Source organism: Serratia sp. X10, from assembly GCF_017811775.1.
GTDB lineage: Bacteria > Pseudomonadota > Gammaproteobacteria > Enterobacterales > Enterobacteriaceae > Serratia > Serratia ureilytica.
The window spans coordinates 1,009,073-1,033,683 of record NZ_JAEIOH010000001.1; the positions used below are offsets into that span (position 1 = coordinate 1,009,073).

Sequence of the window (24,611 nt, forward strand, 5' to 3'; positions counted from 1 at the left end):
ATGCAACAGGCTTCACCTTTGCGGTCACCGTCCATCGACGTGATCAGCATTCAATCTCAGGTGGTCTACGGCAGCGTCGGCAACGGCATCGCCTACCGCGCTCTGCTGAAAAAGGGACTGGAGGCGCTGCAGGTGCCCAGCGTGCTGTTCGGCTGCCCGCCCTATTACGGCAAACCGCACGGCGGCGTCATCTCCGGCGATTGGTTCGGCGGTTTTCTCGACGACCTGATCGCCCGCGGCGTCATGAAGCGCGCGCGGGCGGTGATCGTCGGCTATCTGGGCGACGTGATGCAGTGCCATATTCTGGCCAACTGGCTGCAGCGGGTGCGCTCGCTCAATCCGCAGATAAAAATCTATATCGATCCGGTGATGGGCGATTACGGTGAAGGGATCTACGTGGATGAGCGCATCGTCAACTGCTATCGCTCGCCGTTCCTGCGGCTGGCCAACGGCCTGACGCCGAACGGTTTCGAACTGGAGCAGCTGTGCGGCCGGCAACTGAGCAGCCGCGAGCAGACGCAACACGCCGCGCAGGCGCTGTTGAACGACACCACCGAATGGGTGTTGGTCACCAGCGCACCGGGCGTAGCGCAACACGAAGACGAAGTGGGATTGATGCTGGTCACCCGGCAGGAAACGCAGTGCTTTACTCATCCGAAGCTCAAATCGGCGGTCAAAGGCACCGGTGATCTGTTCACCGCGTTGCTGGTCAGCCATCTGCTGCAGGGCGCTGCGCTCGACGCGGCAGTGGTTGCCGCCGGCGATGAAGTGTGCGGCGTACTGGCCGAAGCGGCGCATTTCGGTTGGGAAGAGATCGGCAGCCTGCGGGCGTTAACCTAAACCCTGACCTGGGGCAGCCTGCTGCCCCGCCTCTCCCGCCTTGATTGTTTACCGTGGCAATCATTCCGCTGTGAATTTTATTTATTACTCCGTCAATGATGCGCACAGTAATGATAAATTAATTCACTATATATAAAAGATTAAACAACTAATGATTAGAGCTATTTAAAACCATAACCACACTCAACACATTGATTTATTAAAATTAAAGCCAATAAGAAAATAGAAACCGCAAAAAACATTCTGTTTTTTTGATTTCTTAAACTATTCCTCTTCTTTTACAACGCCGTGATTTTATTGATTATCTGTTATGCAAGAATAAACACTTAATTTATTTTTATGTATGTGTTGCTTTTTCAAGCGCCATTGCTATTGTTGAATGTGAGTAAAACGCGGCGACAAAGCGATTCACCACCTCATTTTTATACCATCATGCGTATAAGGATCTGACTATGCCTATTAAAAAGTATGTCATTCTTGATAGCGCGCCCAAAGCTGTCGGTAATTCTGATTTTATTCTATTAGGGTTAAAGAGCGAAGGTTTTGCCAGAGGTTGTCCGATGTTATTTGGCGGCACCGCCGACGCTAAAGATGGCCCGGTCGATGGAAAAAACTTTGCGTTGAATGTAATAAAAAGAGAAACCTGGGAAGAAACCAACCAGAATATCGGCGTGGAACAGGTGGTAAGATATCAGGTTTACCCCAATGACATCAGCGTTTATACCAGTAAAGACTTCACTTTCACCGGAAAAGTGGCCATTGGCGGTGAGTTTGCCTGGATTCGAAAAGTGAGCAAGGGAAAAATAAAAACTTATTTTAAAAACAAACCCACTGCCACTAAAGACATGTTTGCTCAAGAGCTTTACGCAATGACGCTGGATGTCGATATTGAACCCACTGATGCGGAGTTCGAACAGTATTTATCTTCAGATTGCCTGAGCGCCATTTACGCTTACTGTAAAGAAACCTGCAAATAACGTCTGTTAAAACGATGGGCACGCCATGATGATGGCGTGCATCTCTGGCAATGCCATTAATTTATTGGTGCCGATATTATGCTCGCAAAAGATTATACGTCAGATGAGAAACGCATCGTAAAAAACGTTATCGATCGATACGAGAACAGCGGCGTATTTCTTATCGAGCCAGACGATCCGGTTTTAACCGAATTTTATGATATTCAATTAAAACTGGCCGGCGTCACCGCAGCCGCCGCACCGCAATTCAGCCAACTTTGGCAGCAGACGAAACGCGTCAAACGGGTCGCGGGCCGGATGAGCGAGGCCAACACCAGCGGCGCTCAGCCGGTGTACAGCATCGTCAGGCTGGATTCCACCGACGGTAAACGTTATCAAACCGACGCCATCGGCTCTCTGCCGGTTCAGGCGACCAATGTGACGCAAACCCTCGGCCTGTTCGACGGCGGCGCCGATAACGTCGGCAAGGTGGAATACAAAAGCGACTACGTTTACACGGCGGACTGCACCATCGGTGCCAGCGGTGACTATCCGCAAAGCCAGACCGGCGGCAGCTTTCCGGTTACGGTGATCTATACCTTCGCGCAAACGGTCGGCCAGCAAACCGTTTACGGCGCCGAAATCGTCACGACGCAAAGCTACCCGAAAGAAATGATCAATGATTCCCCCAGGAATCTGTATAACCAGCGCATGATCAAGATTTGCCTGACGCGTGACGATGGCGACTGTGATTATCGCACCGGCTACGATCAGGACGGCACGGTTAAAGTGCCGATAAAAGGCAATATCACCTATTTTGGCAATATTGATCTCAGCAATGGCAAGCCGGTCAACGCCAGCAATACCATTTATCTTATCCGCACTCGCGCCGGCGGCGATCCGATCACTCCTTACGGCGGCTATAATATTTTTAATTCTAGCGCAACCCGAATCAGCGGGAATAACATCACCTGGGATCTTGACTGGCTGAAATTCAACCGCGTCGATTTTGAATCCGGCGAGATGGTTTATTACGTTTTTAAAATTACGCTTGATGTCGAAGGCCGCAGTATCGCCGCCTTTATTACTAACGCCCCCAAAGAAAGCGATCCGGATCGCCGTCTGCTCAATACCGTACAAATCAAACCGATGCAGATTATTTATGGCTGCCTGGCAGAGGGTACGTTGATTTTAATGCAGGATGGGACAGAAAAGCCGATCAATGCTCTCACGGCGGATGAATTCGTTATTTGCGGCAATAACCACCCCAGACGCATTGAGAATATCACTACCGGGCAGGAGCAGCATTACATTGACATTACCGCCCGCGACCTGGCGGCACGTGAATATCGTATAAAAGCCAGCCTGGGGCACCCTTTCGTCACCGCAAACGGTATTTTTCTCGCCCGTGAATTGACCTCAGGCATGTGTCTTAAAACCCGGCACGGTGAGTGCGAGATTACCGCCCTCTCTCTCCAGTCCGGTGAATTAACCGTTTATAACCTGCAACTCAGCGCTGACTCTCCGCTGCAAAAAAACCAATGTGCCCTCAGTACTTTTTATGCTAACGGCGTGTTGGTCGGTGACGCGCTGATTCAACACCTCTATGAAGACGAATATCACCAACGCCCAAAAAACGTGCTGAAAACGCTACCCGCCGAGTGGCACCAGGATTACCACAATATGATCAAGGCAGCGGACGAATAATATCATGTATGAAGGCTATCCCGACTTCCAGCGCATTATTATCTGCGATGATCAACGTTTCGTCGCCGCATATCGGCAAAACGACGCCTATTATTTATATCCGCAGGCGCTCAGCATTCTGGCGGCCGACCCTTTGGCTTTCTCGCTGGATATCGTGCGTAGCTACAGTACCGAAAGCCTCTACGGCTGGCTGAATTTCACCACGCAATTGCAGTTCGCCGGTGAACAAAGCCTGCAAGTATTTAAGCAACAGTATCCGGATTGCGCGGTGAAGGCGCTGCCGGTCTTGCCGGACAGCCTGGGATTCGACGTGCCCATCGATTACCACAGCGATCTGTACGGCCGGCACTACGACACCACCTGGTATTCAGCACAGTGCAGTCAATTCATCATTCTGCTCAATGCGACAAGCACTCAGTTGATCGAGCGCACCCTGCTCGATGAGACGATAGGCTTCAACGCGCGTCTTGACGGTTTCGTCGAAGGCGTATCACCGCGTCTGGCCTACCGGATGGAATTTGATGCCCGTGCGCTGATCCTGGCCCTGGCCGCCGGCGTGGAGGGCGCCCATGCCGTGGGCGATAGCGGGATTGTCTTTCCCTACGACGGGCTGACCCTCTACCTCAGCCGCAACCTCACCCGCTTGCCGCTCGACATCGACCCACCGCCGCCGGCGAACGATCCGGCCGGCGATCTGCTGCTCAGTCAGGCTTTACTCGATCGGCTATACAACCTGTACGGTGCGCCATCTGTCGGTCCCGCCGCCGGCAATATGGCACAGATCCTTCTGACGCCGCCCCCGCATGCGGGCCGGACCCGGTGCGATCTGGCCAATGTCGCGCTGACTCAGCGGCCGCTTTGCTTCACGCTGGATCCGTTCGCCGCCGCGCAGCAGATCGCCAAAGTTTCGCCCGATACCATTATCCATCGCAGCACCGCACCGCCGCTGCCGGCGGGAGAGCGAGAGATCAACGTCTTTTACGCCTACCCGCTGGGGTTGCAATCCGGTGTTTCGATCGATATTCAGCTGACAGTACCGCCCGGCAATATCTACCCGATCGAGCAAACGCAAACGCTGGCGCTGCGACCCGACCGCTCCTGGTTAACCTTCAAGTTTCATAACAGTGCGCTGGATGCACAGCCGTTTTTCTACCAGATCCGCGTGAATTACCCGCAAGACGGCGTTTACCGCACGTTGCCAGGCGAACAACGTCGCTACGACGAGGATAACCTGGTACTGGATTACGCCGCGCTGCCTTGCCGATTCCTGACTCTATATCTCGACCCAACGTTCGCCCAACAAAGCCGACTTGGCGGCCTCTATCACTCCGCCGACTGGCGCCAAACGTGGGCGCTCAGCGCATCGGTGCCCTATTTCAGCGCACCGATCTTGGGCGATCCTACTTTTGCCGAAGCGACCGCCTACTCACTTTCCGGCGGCGGCGCCGTACCGTTACCCGCCCCGATCGTGCAAAACGCCACCATCGGCGCCTACAGTTTTCCGCAGTTCGGCGCACAACAGGCGACGATCACCGTTCGGCTGCCGCCGCAGTTGCTCAGCGCCGTATTGAGTTTTCAGCCGCAGGACAGCGAGCGCACCAGCGAGCGCACTTTTACGCATTCGCAGCCGAGCTTCGTCTACAAATGGAACGTCACCTCCATTTTCGCCGCCGGCTTCCGCTACAAGACTCCCACTGGCCCCTGGTCGCCTTATGTCACCGGCGACCAAACGATCGATATCAAGGGTGATACACCATGACCGACGAATTGGATCCACAACGTACGTTGCAAAACTTCTTTCTTCTTGATCGCGCGCTGGCGTTTCACGACCAAACGCGCCCCAGCGGCTGTTACACCTACGGCAGCTATACGCCGCAGGTGGTGCAGGAAACGCCGGCCGGCAAGATCAGCTCGTTGCATTTGCTGACCAGCCCCGGCGGTGGCCTGGCGACCTTCATTGCACCGAAGCTGCCGGTCGACAGGACTGCGATCGAGGACTATATCCGCCGCCATTTCGTTCCCGCTCCGGAAACCATCACCCTGGAGCAGGAGGAGATCCAGCAATCGCTGTGGCTGCACTTCGCGCAACGGCCGGCGACTGCCGCCTACAGCGTCGAATTTGAACAGTCCAAAATGGCGTTGACCCATGAGGAGTCTGGCCGGCTGGCGGGCGCGATCCAGGGAACAAAAGACCAGGTCTATTTTCTCACCCGCAACCGATTCAGCGTCGACAGCCGCGTCAATGCCCGTTTGCAGGCCGATTGGGTCGCGTTTGTCACCCTGGCCTTCAACGAGCAGGCACGGCAACCGGAAGCGATCGCCAGGCTGCTGAACCAACAAATCGACGCCGGCGTCGTCATTGTGCAAGCGCAGTTCGACAATGCGCCTTCAGAGCAGACGAAAGCTCGCGTTCGCCAGGCGTTGGTAAACACCGCCTCACTGCTGATCGCCAACACGCTACGCAACATCTCGTCGCCAGAACAAATCACCAACAAGCTGAATTACCAAATCGAATACGACGACACCGTGCCCCAGCGCTATCTGCTGGAGCAGCAACGTGACATTGCCGAACTGCTCAATCGGCTGCCAGCCGACGGCATCATCTCCTTTACCGCGACGCCCCTGCCGGAACCCAGCAGGCCGGATAAGCCGATCGAGCCTCAACGCTGCACCGTCAGCCTGGGATTTGATCCAAAAGGCTTCAATATCATGGCGATAGAGCTGCACTGGGCAGATCAACAGATGCCGATGGCATGGCCCAGCTTCCCGCCAGTGACGCTGGAAACGACAGCGGCGGTGAGCGATATCGCACTCAAGGTGACCTTCGCCGATTACACCCGCTTCGAGAGCCGGCTGGCGTGGCAGAACGCCATCGCGCTGACGCCGCAGGATGTGGGTTTCTATAGCCTGCTGTTCGACGCCGAGTCTCTGAAGGCCGAATTCAAAACGATCTCCGGCAGCGCCAGCTATCTCCCGGCGGGCCAGGGCAAGAAACAAAGCTTCACCTTCGCCTTTTCCGCCGCGCAGTGGCAGGCCACCTGGTGGATCAACGCCCATGCCGCCGGCCTCAACGGCCGGGTGGACTATCGCTGGCAAGGGAAAACGGCGGCGCTATTCCCCAAAAACTACGACTCCGGCCCCCTGCAGGCCACCACCGGCCCCATCAAACTGCAATACCACAAGTGACATAAACAAGAGGACCGCCCTATGTTAACCACCGCTTTGCAGCAATCGATAAAAATCGACGTCAACGAGTATTTGGGCGTCAAGGAATACGCGTATACCTGCTACGGCGACAGCGACAGCAAGGATACCTTCTATGTGGTGCCGGAGATCCCGGTGTTTGCCAAACGGGATACCAATACGCCGAGCTTCATGTTTTACAAATACCGCAGCGAAGATACGCAAGGCGGCTACGCGCAATTCACCGTGCAGCTGCCGCAGCCGAATGCGGAAATGAAAGACCGCATCCGCCTGCAGCTGTATAACGGCCTTGGCAGAAAAGGCGGCCCTCTGGATAAAAAATCCAAACTCATTGTCGACTACATCAAGGCGAAACAGGCCTATGAGGCGGACCCGGAAAACAACACCAAGAAGACCGCGATGGACCAGGCGCAGAAGAATACCGGCCTGAGCGATGAACAGCTCAACCGGTTTGTCGCGCTCTACGACGGCAACAAGGGCGACGACCAATTCCTCAGCGAACTGATGCCGGCGGACGCTGCGAAAATCGAACTGATGCAACCGCGCTACACCTCGGCGCAGGCCATGCTGATCCTCGACGGCAACGATAAGTTCTATCGCCAGATCCCAACGCCGCTGTCCCCCTCCGGTCTCGGCGACAACAATACCGTGTTCAGTCTGTCGCTGACCGGGGAAGGCGCCACGCTGTTTGAACAGGTACTGAAAGGCACCGATAAAAACGCCAGCGTCGGCGTGCGCTTCGATCTCTCCCTGGATGCCTCCATGTCGGCGGCCAAAGTGATCGTCACCTACAACAGCGAGCAGGCCAAGTCCGTAGCGCAAACCATCAACTACCACACCTGGTCGGCCGACGAGAAAAAGATCGAGCAGGAGTTTTACGCCAAGGAAGCGATCAAGGTGGACGTGCGGATCGGGTTGACGGCGCAAGAGATGGGCATGGAACCCGGCGCCTATGATAAATGGAAGGAAAGTCTGCGGAACTGGGGACAACAGCAGGTCGAGCAGATCCTGAGCAGCCAAACCGGCATCGATATGAGTCTCAATTTGCTGAACGACGCCGGCAGCTTTGAAAAATTCCAGTCCAAAATCTCGCAAACTCAGAGCTTCACCCGCGAATATGAAGAGAACGCCGTGGTGTCCTCCACCATTTACCCGCAAACTCAGCTGCCGTCGATACGCTCAATCGTCGGCGAAGCCGAGTTGGATCAGTACTTCAAAGAGTACGATCTCCACGACCCGTTCTATCAGTACATCCAGCCGGAGTTCTTCGTCACCGAAGACATGGCCAAGTATGATATCGCCAATATCGTGGTCACCGCAGTGTACGACGACAATCTCAAGAGCACGCTGACCTTTACGCCGAAGGATCCGGGGCCGAAGAAAACCGACAAGTGGTTTATCAAACCCGAGCTCGGCCGCGCCTACCGTTATCACTACACCGTCAACTTCACCGGCATGCAGGCCAAGCCTTACCTGTCTGGGGACATCCAGGTCAAAGACGATCTGGTGGTCACTATCAACGCGGCGCAAAGCGGCATCGTTTATGCGGATATCGCCACCCTGCTCAATCCGCTAGGCTGGGAGGTTTTCAGTCAGGTCGTGGTCACGACCCTGTACGAAGACAAAGAACATCACGTGTCGCCCAAGCAACACACCCAGGTGATTAGAGTCGATAACCCGCCGGTGCCGTTTATTTATCCGATCGGCACCAACGTGGAAAAGCCGCTTTATTATTCGGCCGACTACTATGCGCTGGACGGCGACAGCCTGACCTACCTCCCGCCGGGCGTGGAAAGCAACCCTCAACTGCCCGGCTATGGCGAAACGCGCGGCAATCAGATCCTGATCGCCAACGCCCTGCCGAAGCAGCAGAAATACACCATCATCTTCAAACCGTCGCAAAAAGACGTTTCGTTGATCACCTTCGAGATGACGGTGAACTACCCGAAATGGGACTTCTCGCAAACGCAACCCATTGCGTTAACCGAGTTCGACACCAAGTCGCTCACGCAGTACCTGACATTCAACCTGATGCAGCAAGAGAAAGGCAACGAGCCGCAGATCAGCTACACCGCCACGGTCTATTACGGCGATAACCAGGAGAAAACCGTCACCAAGCCGATCACGGGCACCAGCACCATCGTGGTCGTGACCTTCTGACGGCCGGTCTCCGCCGGAGCAAGCACACCTTGCTCCGGCTCCCTCTCCGATGACGTGGGGTTGCCGCTATGCGCGATCAGGTAATCATGCAAGACATCTGTTTTATTCGAGCGGACCCGGATCGGCCCGTGTATTACTACTGTGCCGCCGCGCCGAGCGTGCAGGTCGCCGCAGGCAATCAACCCGATGTCCAACTGCAAATTTTCAGAAACCTCAACCAACCGGACGATCTTTACTACGCCACGCTGTCGTTGCAGACCCAGCTGGCCAGTTCGCCCGAAGCGGCACAACGCGCCGCCGCCGCCAGCCCGGACATACCGCGCGGTGCGATCTTATTGCCGCTGCAGGCGATCGCCTGCAGCGCGACGCTGAATATCCCCGATCTTATCCCCGGGCAGACCAGCAAAACCTCGCTGAGCGACCAGCAATATTGCTACCTGTCCGCCAAACTGGACGATGACGACGATATCCTGCTGCTGGCGAGCCTGATGCGCACGCCGGCCTCGACGCCGATCGCCGTCAGTTACAAAATCGACTACCTGCAGCAGCTGCCGCCAGCCACCTTCGAGCTGGAAGCCAACTGGGACCAGGTTTACCGTTACCTGCAGCGCTCGATAGGCTTTAACCTGCTGATCTTTAGCGTCGGTATCGAGCAGACATCCGCCCAGTTGATCAGCGAGAAAATCGTCACCGTCAAAGTCAGGGACACCGACCCCGACGGCCATATGGCGCAGGCGGCCGCCGAACTGACGCAGATCCTCACCAGCCAGTTCTTCACACCGGTTATCGCCAACGAACCGCAGCAGACAAGCCCCAAAGCCGGCTTTTATCTGCAACAGGTCTCGGTTGAAAACATCGACCAGCGTCGCCTGAGCGGCAAGATCAGCGAAACCACCGTCGTGCAGCGTTCGCTCTATCCGCAGGCCCTGTTCGCCCAGTTGGTCAACGGCACGGACTATCAGGCCGATCGCGCGATCGTCAAACGCGATCTGCAGGATGACTTTTTCGCCTATCGCGAGGTGCGAGTCAGCCTGCTGTCGGATGCGCTTGACGCCAATATCCTGCTGGTGACGGCCCGGTTGCGCTATGGCTCAAACAGCCGACAGCTGAAATTCACCCGCGACGACTCCGGGCCCAAACCGTTTAAGGAACCCAGCCTGATCGACCCGAAAACGGGAAAAATGCTGTGGCCGGTCGAGTATGACTTCACCGTGTACTTCAACCAGTCGATAGGCGGCGTAACTTCGGTCAGCTCCGGTAGCCTGCAAACGGAGATGAGCGAGGTCTTTCTGGACGTCGAGTCGCTCTACGGCCGCTATGATTTCGCGATCGAAGCGGCGCAACAGTTTGACTGGCAGCGCTATCAATCCGTGCTGGTCACGCTACGCTATCGCCACCGGCAACAGCCGAACAGCAGCGTGTCGCGCAGCTTCCAAATTGACCAGGCCAGCCCGCGGGCCCACTACCCGGTCATGCTGCCGGAGCCGGACGAATACCAATTCGACGTCAACAAAACCTACAGCGCCGCCGTCAACTCACCGCATATTTCCGCCGAGCAGCAAGAACCGACCGGCCAAGACGTCTACCTGTTCTCGACCCTGTATCGTCAGCGCGTGCTGACGCTGTCGGCCGACATGGACTGGCGCCGGGTGGAAATGGTCATCGTTTCCGCCAGCTACGCCTGCACGCCGGCGGAAACGCTGCAGCAGGTGTTTCAATTCACCGAATCCGACGGCGCCCCGCGCTGTTTCAGCGCCGATCAGCTTGATCCGGAGCAGATGACCATCGATCTGGATATCTGGTTTACCTATCAACCCGGAGAAGGCGGCGATCGGCCCGAAAACGTGCAGTGCTCGACCGACGCCAACGCTCTCGATCTCGCCACCCTCAGTTAACTAAGGAAACGCCATGTTATTACTCAGAGCCAAAACCGCCACCATCAACAACATCACCTTCTTCGCCGACGATTCAGACGATAATCAGTTCTGGTATCTGCCCGGCGATATCCACATTGCGCAAAAGTCGGGCGAACCGGTGTTTTCGTTGATCAAATACACCGGCGACGCCAGCGACCCACAAGGGGGATACATCAACTTCGAGGTCAATACGGCGATCGACGAAGCGGTGTTGAACCGTGCCTTCAACGACTATCTGCGCAAACTGAACGTTGATCCCAAGAACGCCCGCAAGGCCCAGGTACCGTATGATAAAGGCACGGTGAACTTCTTCGTGCTCGACGCGGGCGCCACCAACGGTGAGCTGATCAGCGCCCCTTGCCCAAGCCTGTTCGGCAACAACAGCGCCATTTTCAGCGCCAAGCTGACGCCGTCCCAGGCGGTGATCCTCGAAGCCGCGTTCACCCAGGCCAAGGCGCCGGCCGCCGTCGCCTATAATCTCAGCTTCACCGGCATCACGCCGGCGCTGAAGGTCGAAGTGACCGCACAGTTCGAAAGCATCTACAAAGAGTTCGATCTGAAATTCGGCGCCAACATTCCCATCCCGGTTGAGACGCCGGCCAGCTTCTGGCTGGGCTTCGACAGCGTCATCAAAAAACTGCAGCAGGATCAGAAACTGGTGATCAAGGTCACCGAAAGCATGCCGGGCGATGAAGAGGCCAAAGAGAAAGAGTGGGCGCTGCAGTTCGTCAAGGAAGAGATCCTGAAAAGCTTTTTCAGCGCCACGCTCAAACCTAACGACGACAGCAACCCGCAGGCGAAATCCGCCAGCGACGCCATTCTGGATTCGCTGATCGCCAGCGACAAGAAAGAAGGCGAAGAAGCCGGCAAAGGCGGCCTGTTCCCCAGCGCTTCGCTGGAGATCAAGCTGGTGCGGATCGAGGAAACCAAAAGCCTGAACTTCAACTACACCTCTTCGAAGGCCCTCAGCCAGTCCGCCGTGCCGCAAAACTTCATCGGCAGCGATATTCTGCATGCTCAGAAAACTGCGCCCTACTTTATTCAGGTCAACGTCAACGATCCGTTCTTCCAGCAGCTGGATTTGACCGTGCTCGGGCCGGACAGCTTCGAAGAGTATGGGATCAAGGCCGCCAGCTTCAACATCCGTTACAACAACCAGGTTTATACCGGCGCGCCTTTCACCAACGATGACGGTACCTGGACCAAGCGCATCGCCCGCAGCAGCGATAAGAACGAGCTGTTCCATATCACCAGCGAATTCGCTTTCAAATCCGCAGCCTCCTCGGGCTGGGAAGGCAGCAGCAACTATCAGTCGCTGTCCGAATCGGCCTCGACGCTGCTGAACATGGATCCCGGCTCAGTGCTGTCGTTCAACGAGATCAGTATCTTCCTCGATCGCAAATTCTCGTGGGAAAACTGTAACCAGGTCATGGTGGAGCTGAGCTATCAGGATGACAAAGGAAGCCGCAAGATCAAGAAATATACCTTTAACCAAGACGCGCACGAGAGCCAAACGTTCAAATACCGCTGTCTGACGGAGAAGCCCTGGGCGGTCAATTACACACTGATCTACTTCTTGGTAGGCGGGGAAACCGTCGAACGCAGCGGCAGCGAAAACCCGCCGGCGATCGTTATCCCCAATCTGGTTTAGGTGTGCGCCATGACCGATCGCAACGCAGTGTTACCCGCGGCATGGAACGCCCTGGTCAGCGCCCTGTGCAGGGAAGCGCCCCATTTGCAAAACACGTTGGCCCCGGACGTCGCCCGTTTCAGCCGTACGAAAGCGACGCCCGGCGGTTTGTCCGCCGCGTTTACCACCAGCCTGCTCGGTTATAACGGCAGCCCGTTGGAGTTCACCGTCTCGTCGGCCAAACCGCAGGGGCTCGCCTGCACGCTGGATCCCTTTTTGCCGCGCTATGCGCAGCGGCGCAGCGCCGGCGCCTTTGCCCGACACTGTCAGGCGATCACCGCAGCCCCGCTCGCCGATCCCGCCAACAGCCTGGAGGCGGTGCGACGCATGCAATGTGCAAGCGTTCAGCCGTTGCGATTCGGCGCCTGGCTGGGGCGAAAATACGGCCCGGACGCGATCAAAACCAAGGTCTACATTGAAACCCCCGCTGACATGGCGGCCGCGCCCGATGAATTGCAAGGGCCGCTCGCCGCCGAGGCCCGCCGCGCGGCGGGATTGACGCTGCTGATGGTGGGGTATTACCCGGAGTCTGCCGACTCTCCGCGCGAATATTACTACCAGTGGCACAGTGCGCGGATCACGCGTGACGATATCCTCGCCGTCATGCGGCTGTTCGAGGGAGAAAGCCGTTTTTCCGCCCTAATGCCGCTGCTGGACCGCGCGCTGCAGCAGCAGGACAGACGGGACTTCCCCCCGACCACCTACGGGTTCAGTCTGGGATACGCGCCGGACGGCAATTTGGAGAGTTTTACGCTGTTCGCCATGGCGGCAAGTTTTTTCGGCGACAACCGCCGCGTTTTTGACAGCATCACCGCGTTGCTGGCGCCTGATGGCCAAACCCTGCCGCTGCTTAACCGCGCGGTGAGCGAGCAGGTTCCGTTGCAGTACAACGTCGTCGGTTTTTCCTGCGATCGCCAGGGCAATCACAGCGTCAGCTGCACGTTCAGCCCGCAAAACGCGCATTTCGAAATCCTGCCATGCAAAGCGCGCGCAACGGCACCGCTTGTGCCATTGCCGTTGGCGGAGCTGCTGGCGCAGCAGTGTGCCAGCGGCGCCTTTCCCTCTCATGTCAGAACGCCGGATGGCCGCTGGCACAAGGATGAAAATGCTTTTGTCACCGCCCAGGTGCTCCGTACGCTGGATTATAGCGCCCAGACCGCGCCCCATATCGAGCTGGCGCTCGACTTCTTGCTCGGTTGCGAGAGCCGCCCGCACCACTTCCATTTTTGGCCTGCCGGCAAGCACCCCACCTGGATGGCGGGCCAGCGGATCGACGCTGACATCGACGATACCGCCATTATCACTGAGCTCTTGTATCGATTTCATCGGCGCTCGTTGGCCCAAGCCAGACAGACGCTGGCGCACATGCAGGCCTACCAGGTACAGCGCGTCGAACGGCGGTTAACGACGACGCAGCACCAATGGGCGGAGTGTTACGCCTTTCACACCTGGATGAAAGACGACGGTGATATCACGCAGCTGGACTGCTGCGTGAATACCAACGCGCTGATTTTAATCCATGCGTTGACCTCCGCTCACGGCAGCCCGCCGCCGGCCTATTCGCGCATTATCCAAATGCTGAATCAGGCGGTGAGCTGGAGCGACGGCGATTACAACCGCCTCAACGCGTTAACGCCCTATTATGCCCACCCGCATGAGTGGCTGAGTACGCTGGAATACGCCAGGCGGCAAGGGGTGCCGCAGCTTTCACCGGCGATCGATGCGCTGGCCGCCTGGCGCTTGCCGGCGACCAATGACGAAAGCCCGCTCTATCGCCGTCACGACGGTCATTTTCTTTGGACTTCCGCCTGCCTGAACCAGTTCAGACATCTGGCACGCCTTTCTTCTCTGGAGGATCGCTATGAACATCTTTCTCAATGATCTGGTGACGCTGAACAAGGTCATTTTGGACAACGCGCGCGAACAGTTTCCCGACGCCGAAGCCCCCCGTCTGCGCTACCGCGCCGCGCCCGCGCCGGTGGCCGACGAACTGCAGGCCGATGTTTGTACCGAAGTCGTCTCGGGAGAGACGCGCTATCGCATCGCTACCACCAGTGACGGTACACGCTGGCATATGACGGTGGATTTTGCGCTCAGCCGCGCCGTTCAGCAGGTGCCCTACGTGGTGCTGACCTTCAGCACGTTCGGCAAGGTTGAAGAAATGATCTTCGAACAGGTTTTGCTGGACGCCCCGCCGACCCGCTACCGCGCCCAGCTCGACCTGGACCGCCTGGAACAGCGTGACGCGCTGCTGCGAGCGCTGTCGGATTATGACTCGCAAACTACGCTGGTGGTCGCCATCGTCACCGATAACGGGCTCCTCAACACCATCACCTCGCCGAAAGTCTTCTACTTCGCCGAGAACTACTATCCCTATATCTATCAGGGCATCCTGCCGCCGCCGCCGCGCCTGCAGCTGATCCTCACGCCGCTGGCCTTCGGGCATCTGTGGTACAACTACTATCAGGACTATGTACGAAAAAACTATCTTTATTACCTGCCGGATACTTTCCTGCTCGCGACCAACGCCGCCGAGGACGACAAACCGATGCTGTCTATCTCGTTTTCTGCAGCGCCGCACGCGACCTCGCTCAACGATGTCGAAGTGACGTTCGACTATTTCCTGTCGCCCAAGGTCAATCAGGCGCGCATCGGCGACGCCACCGCACAGTTCACGCAGATGCAACCGGACGGCAAGCTGGCACCGTTCGCCAACGCGGACACCCTGACGCTGCAGCTGGGGCTGCCGGACGGAAAAACGGAGGAAAAAAACGCGCTGATCAATCTGCAGAGCGGCATCGTGGATTCATTCACGCTGCCCGCCAGCCAATTTGGATTGATTTGGGACGCCTTCTTCGATCGGTCTGCGCAAAACCTGCTGCTCAAGGGGTATCTGGCGGTGCAGTTCACCGGCTTCAACCCGGATAATCTGCCCGTAGCGCTGGCGCTGGACGCCAAATACCAGAACAGGCTGCCGGATTTCATCAAGCAATCCGCACCGGCGGACATCAATAAGACCGTGGAATTCCGCAGCGACGCCGGCGCCTACGATCCTGCCGGACCGCGACCAATCAAGCGCATGCTGGTCAGCATCGACAACCAAACCATTGAGCTGGACAAGGAACACCCCGTTCAATCGGTTAACGTGAAGATTTCCGTGCTGGAACTTATCCTGCATCCGGACAAGAAGCTGGTGTATCACTACGATTTGCAGATTATCTACGTCGACGGCGGCAAAAAGTCCTCCTACGACAATACGTCCAGCTTCGAGATTATTTACGTCCCCTGAACGGGGAAAGAATGGCGGCGCGGCCAGGCTGCATCGAGCCCGGCGCGCCGGAACAGAGGATCAACGTTTTTTCTTTTTGTTAAAATCCAGCTCGAAGGCGAACACGGCGCTCTGAATTTTGCGCTCCATCGCCAACCCGAGCTTAAGAAAGCGGCATGACAGGCGCGAGAAGTGTACCACCTGGTCGTTATCGTCGGTTTCCTGATCGTCGTTGACCACCACCAGCTCCATATTGACCTTGAAGCTGCCGTAGCTGCCCAGATCCAGCTCCGCTTTCTTGAACTGCAAGCCTGGCTGGAAGAAATCCGGCAGCGGGCCGTCGAAGCGTAAACCGACGCCGCCGGCGGAGAGATCGTGGATCCGCAGCTCGTACGGCGTGCCGTCCGGGTATTCGCCGGTACAAAAGAATTGGCGCCAGTGCGGCGTAGTGATGCGGAATTGACGGCGACGCTGGATATAGACCAGCTCCTGCGGCAGCTGGGTCGAACAGGCCTGTACGCCCTGATGTTCGGTCAGCTCCGCCTGGGGGACGGAAAACTCGATTTTGGCGTCGTTGCTTTCAATCACGATGGTGCAAGCGCCGTCAATGGCGCTCGAGGCTTCCTCACCGCTAAACACGATATTGTCCGGCCCGACGCTCAATAACAGACTTTGAAACCGGTGCTGCTGATTTTCTACGCGCAGCGGCGTGCGTTGTTTGCAAATTTCTCGCAGAATCGCCAGAACTTCAAAACGCTCCCGTTTGATAAACAGTCCGTTATCGCTGTGCTCCACACGTGTCTCCTGACTTTTTTCTAATGACGTCTTACGTATTCCTTACGGTTATCATCTCTGGGAATATTCCTAAAGTCAAATTTGCCAGCGTTGCCAGGCCTGCGGCAGCAGGCGTGCGAAACGTTTCGCCCATGCCTGTTGCCCGCGTTCGTCAGCAACCAAATCCTGGCGAATTTCGATGCCGACGTAAGGCAAACCGCGGCGCTCCGCGTGCACCGGCAACGTGTAATCGGTGGCGTCCGTCATCGCATAAGGTTCGTTAATACCCACCTGCAGATCCCCCTCTTCACGCAGCAGTTCAGCCAACAGCAGCGCAAATTCCGGGTAGCGGTTAAACAGCAGCCCCACCTGCCAGGGGCGCGATTGGCCCTTGAACACCGGCGTGAAGCTGTGCATGGCGATCACCGCCGTCGGCAGTTCGCGCAGTTGGCGTTGCCCCAGATGCTCGTCGATGGCGTGGTGATACGGTAAAAATACCTCGCGCTCACGCGCCAGCGCGTGTTCGGCGTTGATGCCGATATTGCCGGGGATGGGCGTCAGTTCAGACAAATGCGGGATCGAACTGGCGATGCCGGGCGCCCGGTTGCAGTCGATCACCAACCGTGAGTAACGCTGATGAATCAGCGTGGCGTCAAGTTGGCGGCTCAGATGGCGCGATACGCCCAGCGCGCCGATATCCCAGCCGATGTGGCGCTCGATCTCCCCCGGCGGTAAGCCGAGATCGCCGAGGGATTGCGGTATCGCCTTGCCGGCGTGATCGCACAGCAGCAAAAATGGCGCTTTGCCGCGCGGGGTTTCAACGACGGCGGCGGGCGGTTCATCGGCGGACAATAACGGCGGGATAAACGAATGAGGCATGAAAGGCTCCGGCGGTGGAAAGCAAAACGTTTATCGTAGCGCTATCCCGTCGCCGGCCCCAAGGTCGTGCTTAGATCAAAAAGGCATGAGTCAGACGCCGATCATGCCGTCTCGGCTTCCTGCGGCTGATGCACCGCAATATAACGTTGATAACGCGACGGCTTGAGCCGCGAGGTATCCACCAGCACCAGGCCGTCGATGCAGTTGTTGAAGGCAGGATCGGTGCCAAAGTCGATAAACTGCACCCCGCCCGGTTCGCACAGCTCGGTGTACTGTTTGTACAGCGTCGGGATCGAGCAGCCGATGTTGCTGAGCAGGCTCTTCAGCCGCACCAGATCTTCCTGGTAGTTATCCCCGGCAAACTGCGCCAGCACCTGCGGCAACGACGCCGGATAAGGACGACGCGACTGCGCGAAGGCGTGATCCGGCGAGAAATAGAGCCGATAGAAGGCGATCAACAGATCGCGCGCCGCCAGCGGCATGCCGCCGGAAATGGATACCGGGCCGAACAGATAGCGATACTGCGGGTATTTCGACAGATAGGCGCCGATGCCCAGCCACAAATAGTCCAGCCCGCGCTTGCCCCAATAAGCCGGCTGAATGAAGCTGCGCCCCAGTTCGATGCCCTGCGCCAGGATCGGTTCCATATCGCGGTCATAGTGGAACAGGCTGTTGCTGTAGATGCTCTCCAGGCCCTTACGCGCGATTTGTTCGGCGGTGGGGATAAAACGATAGGCGCCGACGATCTCCAGCTCCTCTTCATCCCACAGCACCAGGTGATAATAATCGTCGTCGTAGCTGTCCAGATCGCGGCGGCGGCCGGATCCTTCCCCCACAGCGCGGAAAGCGATCTCGCGCAGGCGCCCCAACTCGCGCAGGATCGGCGTGCGCGCTTCATCGTGACGGCGATAGAGGTAGATGGTTTTGCCGTCCGGCGTCACCCCCAGTCGTTCGCAGTTCGCCAGCGCCTTTTTCAGCTCCAGACGCTCTTCCGGCAACGCGATCGGCGATTCGCTGGCGAACAGCCCCGGCTTGCCCTGGCCCAGGCGATACACGTGGCGGCGAAAGCGCTCCGCCAGATCCTTGGCGCTGGTGTGGCCGTCGTGCCAGTTGGCGAACGGCACGCGGCCGCCGATGCGGATCCTGATGCGCCCGCCCCGCTGCTGGAACATTTCACGCACCAGCAGCAGCGTCGACAGCGGACGGTAGACCAGAGAGGTAAAGTAGAACAGGTTGCTGTTGCGCGCGCTGATATGAATCGGCACGATCGGCGCGCGCGCCTTGGCGGCCAAGCGCAAAAAACCGGTATGCCAGTGGCCGTCGCGGATGCCTTTTGGGCTCATGCGCGACACTTCGCCGGCCGGGAAAAGGATCAGCGCGCCCTGATTGTCCAACTGCTGCTGCATGCCTTCAATCTGTTTGCGGCTGGTTTTATAAGCGACGTTATCCACCGGCACGAACAGGTTGCGCAGCGGTTCGATGTAGGTCAGCAGCTGGCTGGCCACCACTTTCACATCCGGACGCACCGCCGCAACGGCGCGCAGCAGCACCAGGCCGTCGAGCGAGCCGATCGGATGGTTGGCCACGAGCACCACCGGCCCCTGACTGGGGATGTTTTCCAGATCGCCGTCCACCAGCTCGCAGCTGAGGTTAAAGTAGTCCACCACCTGCTCGATCAGATCGAGCCCTTTCAGGTGGGGATAGTCGGCGGCGAACTGTTTGAATTCTTTTTCGAAGAGAAGGGTTCTTAGCAGGCTGCGCTGCCAGGCAGGGGTATTGCGGTGTGGAAATGCATCTTGCAACAGAGAATCCAGGCTGAACATCGCGTTATCTCCTGACGTAGTCGCTGCAAACTTAAGCCAGAGCCATGACTCTGACATGTCAGTCACATGACAATAAAATGAATCCATCGACTATCAGGTATAGCAAAGTAATGGCGATTTGGGAGCGAAAGACGCATTTTCGCCCCACTTCCCCTCACATCGGCGCCAGCAACGCTTCAATGCGGCGGTTCACCGCTTCACGCAGGCGCAGCAGCGGCCCCGCCTGATGCGGATAACGCTTGAAGGTGATGCGCATGCCCAGCTCGCGTTCGATCAGCGCCTCCACCGCCGCCCGATCGCTCAAACTCTCCAACAGCTGCAGCGCGCGCATGTCCTGCAGCCCCTGATGCAGCACCCGCAGGCGCAGCGACTCCACCGGCTGCAGATCGTCGCCCGGATACACCACGAACGGGTCGCCGGAAGGAAACGCATGGCCGCTGTCGGTCACCGCGTACGGATTGATGCGCTCGCGCGAATGGGCGCTGTTATAGAAGTTGAATCCCCAGTGCAGGAAGCCGGCGATGCGGTACAGATACAGCTGCACGCCCAATATGCGGTTGCGCGCCGAAGGCTGAGCGAAGAAGCGATTGGCGACCTCGGTCTTCTGCACGCAGCAATAATAGGCCCATAGCCCGGGCACCCGGTGTTCGATAAAGGGTTCGATATGGTCGGTCGCCGCCACCGGGGTCTCCACCAGGCCTTGCTGATAGAACGCGAAATCCGACAGCGCGTCGAAGGTGCGAAAACCGCCCAGCAACGGCCGCAGCGCGGCGCTGGCACGCTGGTAGGCCGCCAGGTTGTCCAGCGTCGGTTCATCGGAAATGTGGAACCACACCTGCCGTTCCAGCCCCCGTTCGCGAAACCAGGCGGTTAACGCCGGCAGCAGCGCGTGCAGGAAACGCTGATACGCTTTGCCCTGCGCATCGGTGTGCCAGCCGAACAGCGGCAGCATCTCGCCCTGATCTTCTACCACTATCTTCGGCGCATGCGCCGCGCCCCATTGGGTAAACAGCGGCGCGATCTCGAAATGCTCGATGCCCTCTTCCTGTGCCAGCGCCACCCATTGCGCCAGACGGCTGAAATCGAAGCCGAACCCCTGCGCCGAACGCGTCACTTTCACCAGCTGCACCGTGGTGCGTTCACCGCCGACGGCGGTATCCAGCGGCGGCGTAAACAGCGGCGTCAGCAGCATATTGACGCCGGCCTGCACCGCACAGCGCACAAAGTTGCGCACCGCGCGCCAGTACGCCGGGCTGAACACCGTCAGACGGTAGTAATCCGCCAGACAGTCGGTGTGCAGCCACTCGGTATGCAACAGGGTTTGCGGCGGCAACGCCGCCGGCACCAAGTGCAGCGTCAGTGCGGCTTCGGCCAGCGTCTCGCCGCTTTGCGCATCCAGCAGGCGCAGGGTCAACGGGACATCGCCGGCCAGTGTCATGGCGGCCGGCGGCGTCAGGGTGAGCCATAAGCTGCCGTAATAACCGCAGGCGGCGAAAAAACGCCGTTGCGGCAGCGGCATCAGCGGATCGGGAAATAATCCCGGTTCGGTGGTCAGGTAATTTTCATCGCTCTCGCGATAACAGGGAAATCCGCTCGGCACCGATCGCACCTGACGCACGCTGATATAATCCGCCAGCGGCCCGTCAAGTTGATAACACAGCTCATGGCGGGTCTCGTTACCGGGCGTTTGCAAACAGTATACCGCCTGCCAGGAAAGCACCTCGTTATTCAGCCCGCTCAGCCGATTTTCTACGGAAATGGATGGCATGCTGCGGCGATGAAATACTTTTTCCAGACTATGGGTAAATACCAGAGACAGGCGCATAATAATCAGCCCTCTTTATTTCTCATGAATAATCGGTGTAAAAATCAGGCTAGCGTCTTTTATCGCCACAAACAATAGTCAGTAATAAAAAACGTTCCAGCCATCTCTTCTGACGGCGGTGGGAAGATTTTTTTGTTTATTTGCATCACAAAAATGAAAGAAGCTGGAGCTTGCACAATAAAAATGTTTTTAATCCCCATTCTGGTGCAAGGGTTATCAGTTATTCCTATGCCTGCGAAGACCGCTAAATGCCGCACTACCGGGGAAAAACCCCGCCACAAGGTTAATGAAATGTGAACGGATCGACCTTTCACTTAGTCGTAAAAGCCTTTCGATTTTAACAACAATGAAACATACATGCCCCATTTTTGGGCGTTCGGGGGTGTATTGACACATTGAAAGTTAAGGGATAGAAAGAATTTACGTTGCGAAAAACGTTATTCGTCGCTCACCGAGGGGAAAGCAATGTCACCGATAAAAAATACCGGCCGCCTGCTGGCGCACTCCATTCTTGCCAGCGCATTATTATTACCCACCCTGCTCCATGCAGCAGATAAAATAACATTACGCTATGCCGTTTGGGACAGAAATCAATTACCCGCCGAACAGGAGATCGCCAAGCGATTTGAACAGGCCAATCCGGATATAAAAATAGAAATAGAATTAACCCCTTCGGCGCAATATTTCGTTAAATTAGATTCCGCTGCCGCCGGCGGCGTAGCGCCGGATATATTCTGGATTAATATGCCTTATTTTGTGCAGTACGCCAAAAACGGCATTATGGAGCCGCTGGCGCCTTATATTAAGGAGAGCGGCCTTAAGCTGGACGACGTGGTCGCCAGCTCGGTGAAAGCCTACCAGTACGACGGTCAACAGATGGCCATCCCGCGCGACGTCGATTCCATCGCCGTGTGGTACAACAAAAAACTGTTCGATCAGGCCGGCGTCAGCTACCCCACCAACGACTGGAGCTGGGACGATCTGAAGAGCAAGGCCGCCGCCCTGAAAAACGGGTTGAAAGGCGCCGCCTTCCCGCTGGTAATGGACCTCAGCATCGACGGCCAGGACAGCTACATGAACCTGCTGTTCCAAAACGGCAATCACATCGTGCCCAAGGATGGCCAGCCTACCGACATCGCCAACGACAAGTCCATCTGGGTCTATCAGCAACTGCAGGGCATGATGAAAGACGGCCTGATGCCGAGCGCCCAGCAGATGAGCGAAGTCAAAACCGAGAACATCTTCCAGTCCAACCGCGCCGCGATGGTCTATGCCGGCTCCTGGCTGGCGGCGCCGTTCGCCAATAACCCGCTGATCAACGATCACATCGACGTGGTGATGATGCCGAAAATTGAACGTCAGTCCGGCGTGGCACACAGCCTGGCCTTCGCCATGTCGGCCAAAAGCGCCCACAAACAGGCCGCCTGGAAATATATCGCCTTCATGAGCAGCGAAGCCTCGCAGGCGGAGCTGGCCAAGGTGGTGATCCCGGCCAACAAGACGGCGGCCAAAGTTTGGGCGCAGCAGATCCAAAAGGTCGACGTCACGCCTTACATCCAGACCCTGGAAGTGACCCAGGCTTATCCCACCGCCGGCACCAATACGCCGAAATGGCAGAACATGTGGATCGCCAGCCTGAAGAAGATCTTTATGGGCGCGGACGCCAAACAGGAAATGGACAAATCGGTCAAGAAGATCGCGCGCGTCATGGAGCAGTAATCGCCCCGCCGCGGCGCGCTGCCCCGAGCGCGCGCCGCGGTGGACCCACGCTGAACGTCATAGGTGAGGAATGGCAACATGTCGCTGGCAGAAACGGCTACGGTCACCCTGAAACCATCCCGGCGCACCGCCCGCCCCGCGCTCAATCGGCTCGAACGCGCCGAACGCTTCTGGGGCTGGGTGATGATCCTGCCGCTGCTGATGGGGGTGACGGTGTTTTACCTGATCCCCTTTTTGCAAAACATCTTTTACAGCTTTACCGATCTCAACCAATTCATGCGCTGGAGCAGCATCAGCGTCGATAACTATCTCAACCTGTTCGAAGACGACGACTTTTACACCGCCGCCGCCAACACCCTGTTTTACATGGTGGTCTGCGTGCCGATCAGCCTGAGTCTGTCGTTGCTGCTGGCGATTGGCCTCAACCAGAATATCCGCGGCAAAGGCCTGCTGCGCACCCTGCTGTTCCTGCCGGCGGTTACCATGCCCGCGGCGGTGGCCATGGTGTGGCAATGGCTGTTCAATAAGAATTTCGGTCTGATCAACCAGGCGCTGAGCCTGTTGCACATCGCGCCGGTCGCCTGGCTGTCCGATCCGGACGTGGTGCGCATCAGCGTGTCCATCATCATCATCTGGTCGTCGCTGGCGCTGAAGATCATCATTTTGCTGGCCGGGCTGCAAAGCATTCCGCGCCAGCTGTACGAAGCGGCGGATCTCGACGGTATCGGCACCCTGCGCCGCTTCTTCTGCATCACGCTGCCGATGATGGTGCCGACGCTGTTCTTCGTGTCGGTGATGAGCTTTATCGAGATCCTGCAAATCTTTGACGTGGTGTTCCTGATGTTCGACCGCGCACTGGTGGAGAACGACGTGATGACCGTCACCAACCTGTTCTACAAGTACGCGTTTTACCTGCAGGAAAAAGGTTACGCCTCCGCCATCACCGTGGTGCTGTTCGCCGTCACGCTGGTGATCACCCTGATTCAAATGGCGATCGGCAAGCGCCTGAAAGTCAGCTGAGGAGCTGCACATGAACGCAAGCAAGAAAACGCTGGTGTACCTGTTTATGGGGCTGGCGGCGCTGGCCTCGGTGGTGCCTTTTATCTGGATGCTGGTGACCTCGCTGAAAACCCAGGCCGAGAGCATTCAGATCCCGCTGACGCTGCTGCCGGCGCATCCCAGCCTGCAGGCCTACGGTCGGGTGATGCACGAAATCCCGTTCGCCGGCTTTTATCTCAACTCGCTGCTGGCGACCTTCTTCACCGTCACCTTGCAGATGGCGATCGCCACCATGGCCGCCTACGGCTTCTCACGCCTGCATTTTCGCGGCCGGGATGCGGTGTTTCTGGTGTGCGTATCGGTCCTGATGGTGCCTGGTCAGGCGTTTCTGATCCCGCAATTCCTGGTGGTGCAGAAGCTGGGGTTGGTCAACAGCATCACCGGGTTGGTGCTGCCGGGCATTTTCAGCGTTTACGCCACCTTTCTGCTGCGCCAGTTCTTTCTGGCGGTGCCGAAGGAAATGGAAGAAGCGGCCTTGATCGACGGTTACAGCTACTTCGCCATCTTCTGGCGCATCATGCTGCCGCTGATCCGGCCGGGCATTATCGCCTGCATCATCATCAACGGCCTGTGGAGCTGGAACAACCTGATGTGGCCGCTGATCGTCAATACCACCGCCGAGAAGCTGACGCTGCCGGTTGGGCTGGCCTCGCTCTCCAGCCGCGCCGGGGTGGAATATCCATTGCTGATGGCCGGGGCGCTGATGGCGGTGATCCCGATGCTGATGCTGTTCATTATTTTCCAACGCTATTTCATCCAGGGCATCGCCAGCGCCGGGGTGAAAGGCTAAC

17 protein-coding genes are annotated in these 24,611 nt (G+C 57.4%); 13 read left to right on the forward strand and 4 right to left on the reverse strand.

Annotation, left to right across the window (positions count from 1 at the left end):
- From J9788_RS04970 to J9788_RS05015, 10 genes are all read left to right on the forward strand, one after another.
- Positions 1-840, forward strand: coding sequence for a PfkB family carbohydrate kinase (locus J9788_RS04970; protein ID WP_182264400.1), 840 nt, complete (start codon positions 1-3; stop codon positions 838-840).
- 452 nt (positions 841-1,292) lie between these two features.
- Positions 1,293-1,817 carry a hypothetical protein gene (locus J9788_RS04975; RefSeq protein ID WP_046898261.1) on the forward strand — a complete coding sequence of 175 codons (525 nt, stop codon included), beginning with the start codon at positions 1,293-1,295 and terminating at the stop codon, positions 1,815-1,817.
- A gap of 78 nt (positions 1,818-1,895) precedes the next feature.
- Positions 1,896-3,503, forward strand: a complete 1,608-nt coding sequence (locus J9788_RS04980) for a hypothetical protein (RefSeq protein WP_182264399.1) — start codon at positions 1,896-1,898, stop codon at positions 3,501-3,503.
- Between the two features lie 4 nt (positions 3,504-3,507).
- Positions 3,508-5,262 (forward strand): hypothetical protein, encoded by a 1,755-nt coding sequence (locus tag J9788_RS04985; RefSeq protein ID WP_182264398.1) that lies wholly within the window; start codon positions 3,508-3,510, stop codon positions 5,260-5,262.
- A complete protein-coding gene (locus J9788_RS04990; RefSeq protein ID WP_182264397.1) occupies positions 5,259-6,689 on the forward strand; it encodes a hypothetical protein in 1,431 nt (476 codons plus the stop codon). The genes J9788_RS04985 and J9788_RS04990 overlap by 4 nt, the downstream gene beginning before the upstream one ends.
- A gap of 21 nt (positions 6,690-6,710) precedes the next feature.
- Positions 6,711-8,867, forward strand: a complete 2,157-nt coding sequence (locus J9788_RS04995) for a hypothetical protein (protein WP_046898257.1) — start codon at positions 6,711-6,713, stop codon at positions 8,865-8,867.
- Between the two features lie 128 nt (positions 8,868-8,995).
- The gene (locus J9788_RS05000) at positions 8,996-10,762 is read left to right on the forward strand and encodes a hypothetical protein (RefSeq protein ID WP_370576315.1); all 1,767 of its coding nucleotides are present in this window, start codon (positions 8,996-8,998) and stop codon (positions 10,760-10,762) included.
- Between the two features lie 13 nt (positions 10,763-10,775).
- Positions 10,776-12,434: a hypothetical protein gene (locus tag J9788_RS05005; protein ID WP_046898255.1), complete on the forward strand. Its 1,659-nt coding sequence runs from the start codon at positions 10,776-10,778 to the stop codon at positions 12,432-12,434.
- Between the two features lie 9 nt (positions 12,435-12,443).
- Positions 12,444-14,354: a hypothetical protein gene (locus J9788_RS05010; protein WP_182264395.1), complete on the forward strand. Its 1,911-nt coding sequence runs from the start codon at positions 12,444-12,446 to the stop codon at positions 14,352-14,354.
- Positions 14,335-15,762, forward strand: a complete 1,428-nt coding sequence (locus tag J9788_RS05015) for a hypothetical protein (RefSeq protein ID WP_182264394.1) — start codon at positions 14,335-14,337, stop codon at positions 15,760-15,762. The genes J9788_RS05010 and J9788_RS05015 overlap by 20 nt, the downstream gene beginning before the upstream one ends.
- Positions 15,763-15,822: 60 nt before the next feature.
- Here J9788_RS05015 and J9788_RS05020 read toward each other — a convergent pair whose 3' ends face one another.
- The 4 genes from J9788_RS05020 to J9788_RS05035 form a co-directional block, all read right to left on the reverse strand.
- A complete protein-coding gene (locus tag J9788_RS05020) occupies positions 15,823-16,536 on the reverse strand; it encodes a flagellar brake protein (RefSeq protein WP_182264393.1) in 714 nt (237 codons plus the stop codon).
- Positions 16,537-16,611: 75 nt separating this feature from the next.
- Positions 16,612-17,394, reverse strand: a complete 783-nt coding sequence (locus J9788_RS05025; RefSeq protein WP_182264392.1) for an N-formylglutamate amidohydrolase — start codon at positions 17,392-17,394, stop codon at positions 16,612-16,614.
- Between the two features lie 101 nt (positions 17,395-17,495).
- On the reverse strand, positions 17,496-19,217 hold the full coding sequence (locus tag J9788_RS05030; protein ID WP_033643203.1) for a lysophospholipid acyltransferase family protein: 1,722 nt from the start codon (positions 19,215-19,217) through the stop codon (positions 17,496-17,498).
- 154 nt (positions 19,218-19,371) lie between these two features.
- A complete protein-coding gene (locus tag J9788_RS05035; protein WP_182264391.1) occupies positions 19,372-21,042 on the reverse strand; it encodes a DUF4091 domain-containing protein in 1,671 nt (556 codons plus the stop codon).
- Between the two features lie 465 nt (positions 21,043-21,507).
- On the opposite strand from J9788_RS05035, the gene J9788_RS05040 reads away from it, so the two are divergent.
- The 3 genes from J9788_RS05040 to J9788_RS05050 all read left to right on the forward strand — a co-directional run bounded on the left by J9788_RS05040 (position 21,508) and on the right by J9788_RS05050 (position 24,610).
- Positions 21,508-22,761: a sugar ABC transporter substrate-binding protein gene (locus J9788_RS05040; protein WP_182264390.1), complete on the forward strand. Its 1,254-nt coding sequence runs from the start codon at positions 21,508-21,510 to the stop codon at positions 22,759-22,761.
- Positions 22,762-22,839: 78 nt separating this feature from the next.
- The gene (locus tag J9788_RS05045; protein WP_182264389.1) at positions 22,840-23,781 is read left to right on the forward strand and encodes a carbohydrate ABC transporter permease; all 942 of its coding nucleotides are present in this window, start codon (positions 22,840-22,842) and stop codon (positions 23,779-23,781) included.
- Between the two features lie 10 nt (positions 23,782-23,791).
- Positions 23,792-24,610, forward strand: coding sequence for a carbohydrate ABC transporter permease (locus J9788_RS05050; RefSeq protein WP_182264388.1), 819 nt, complete (start codon positions 23,792-23,794; stop codon positions 24,608-24,610).
- Position 24,611: the final 1 nt, after the last annotated feature.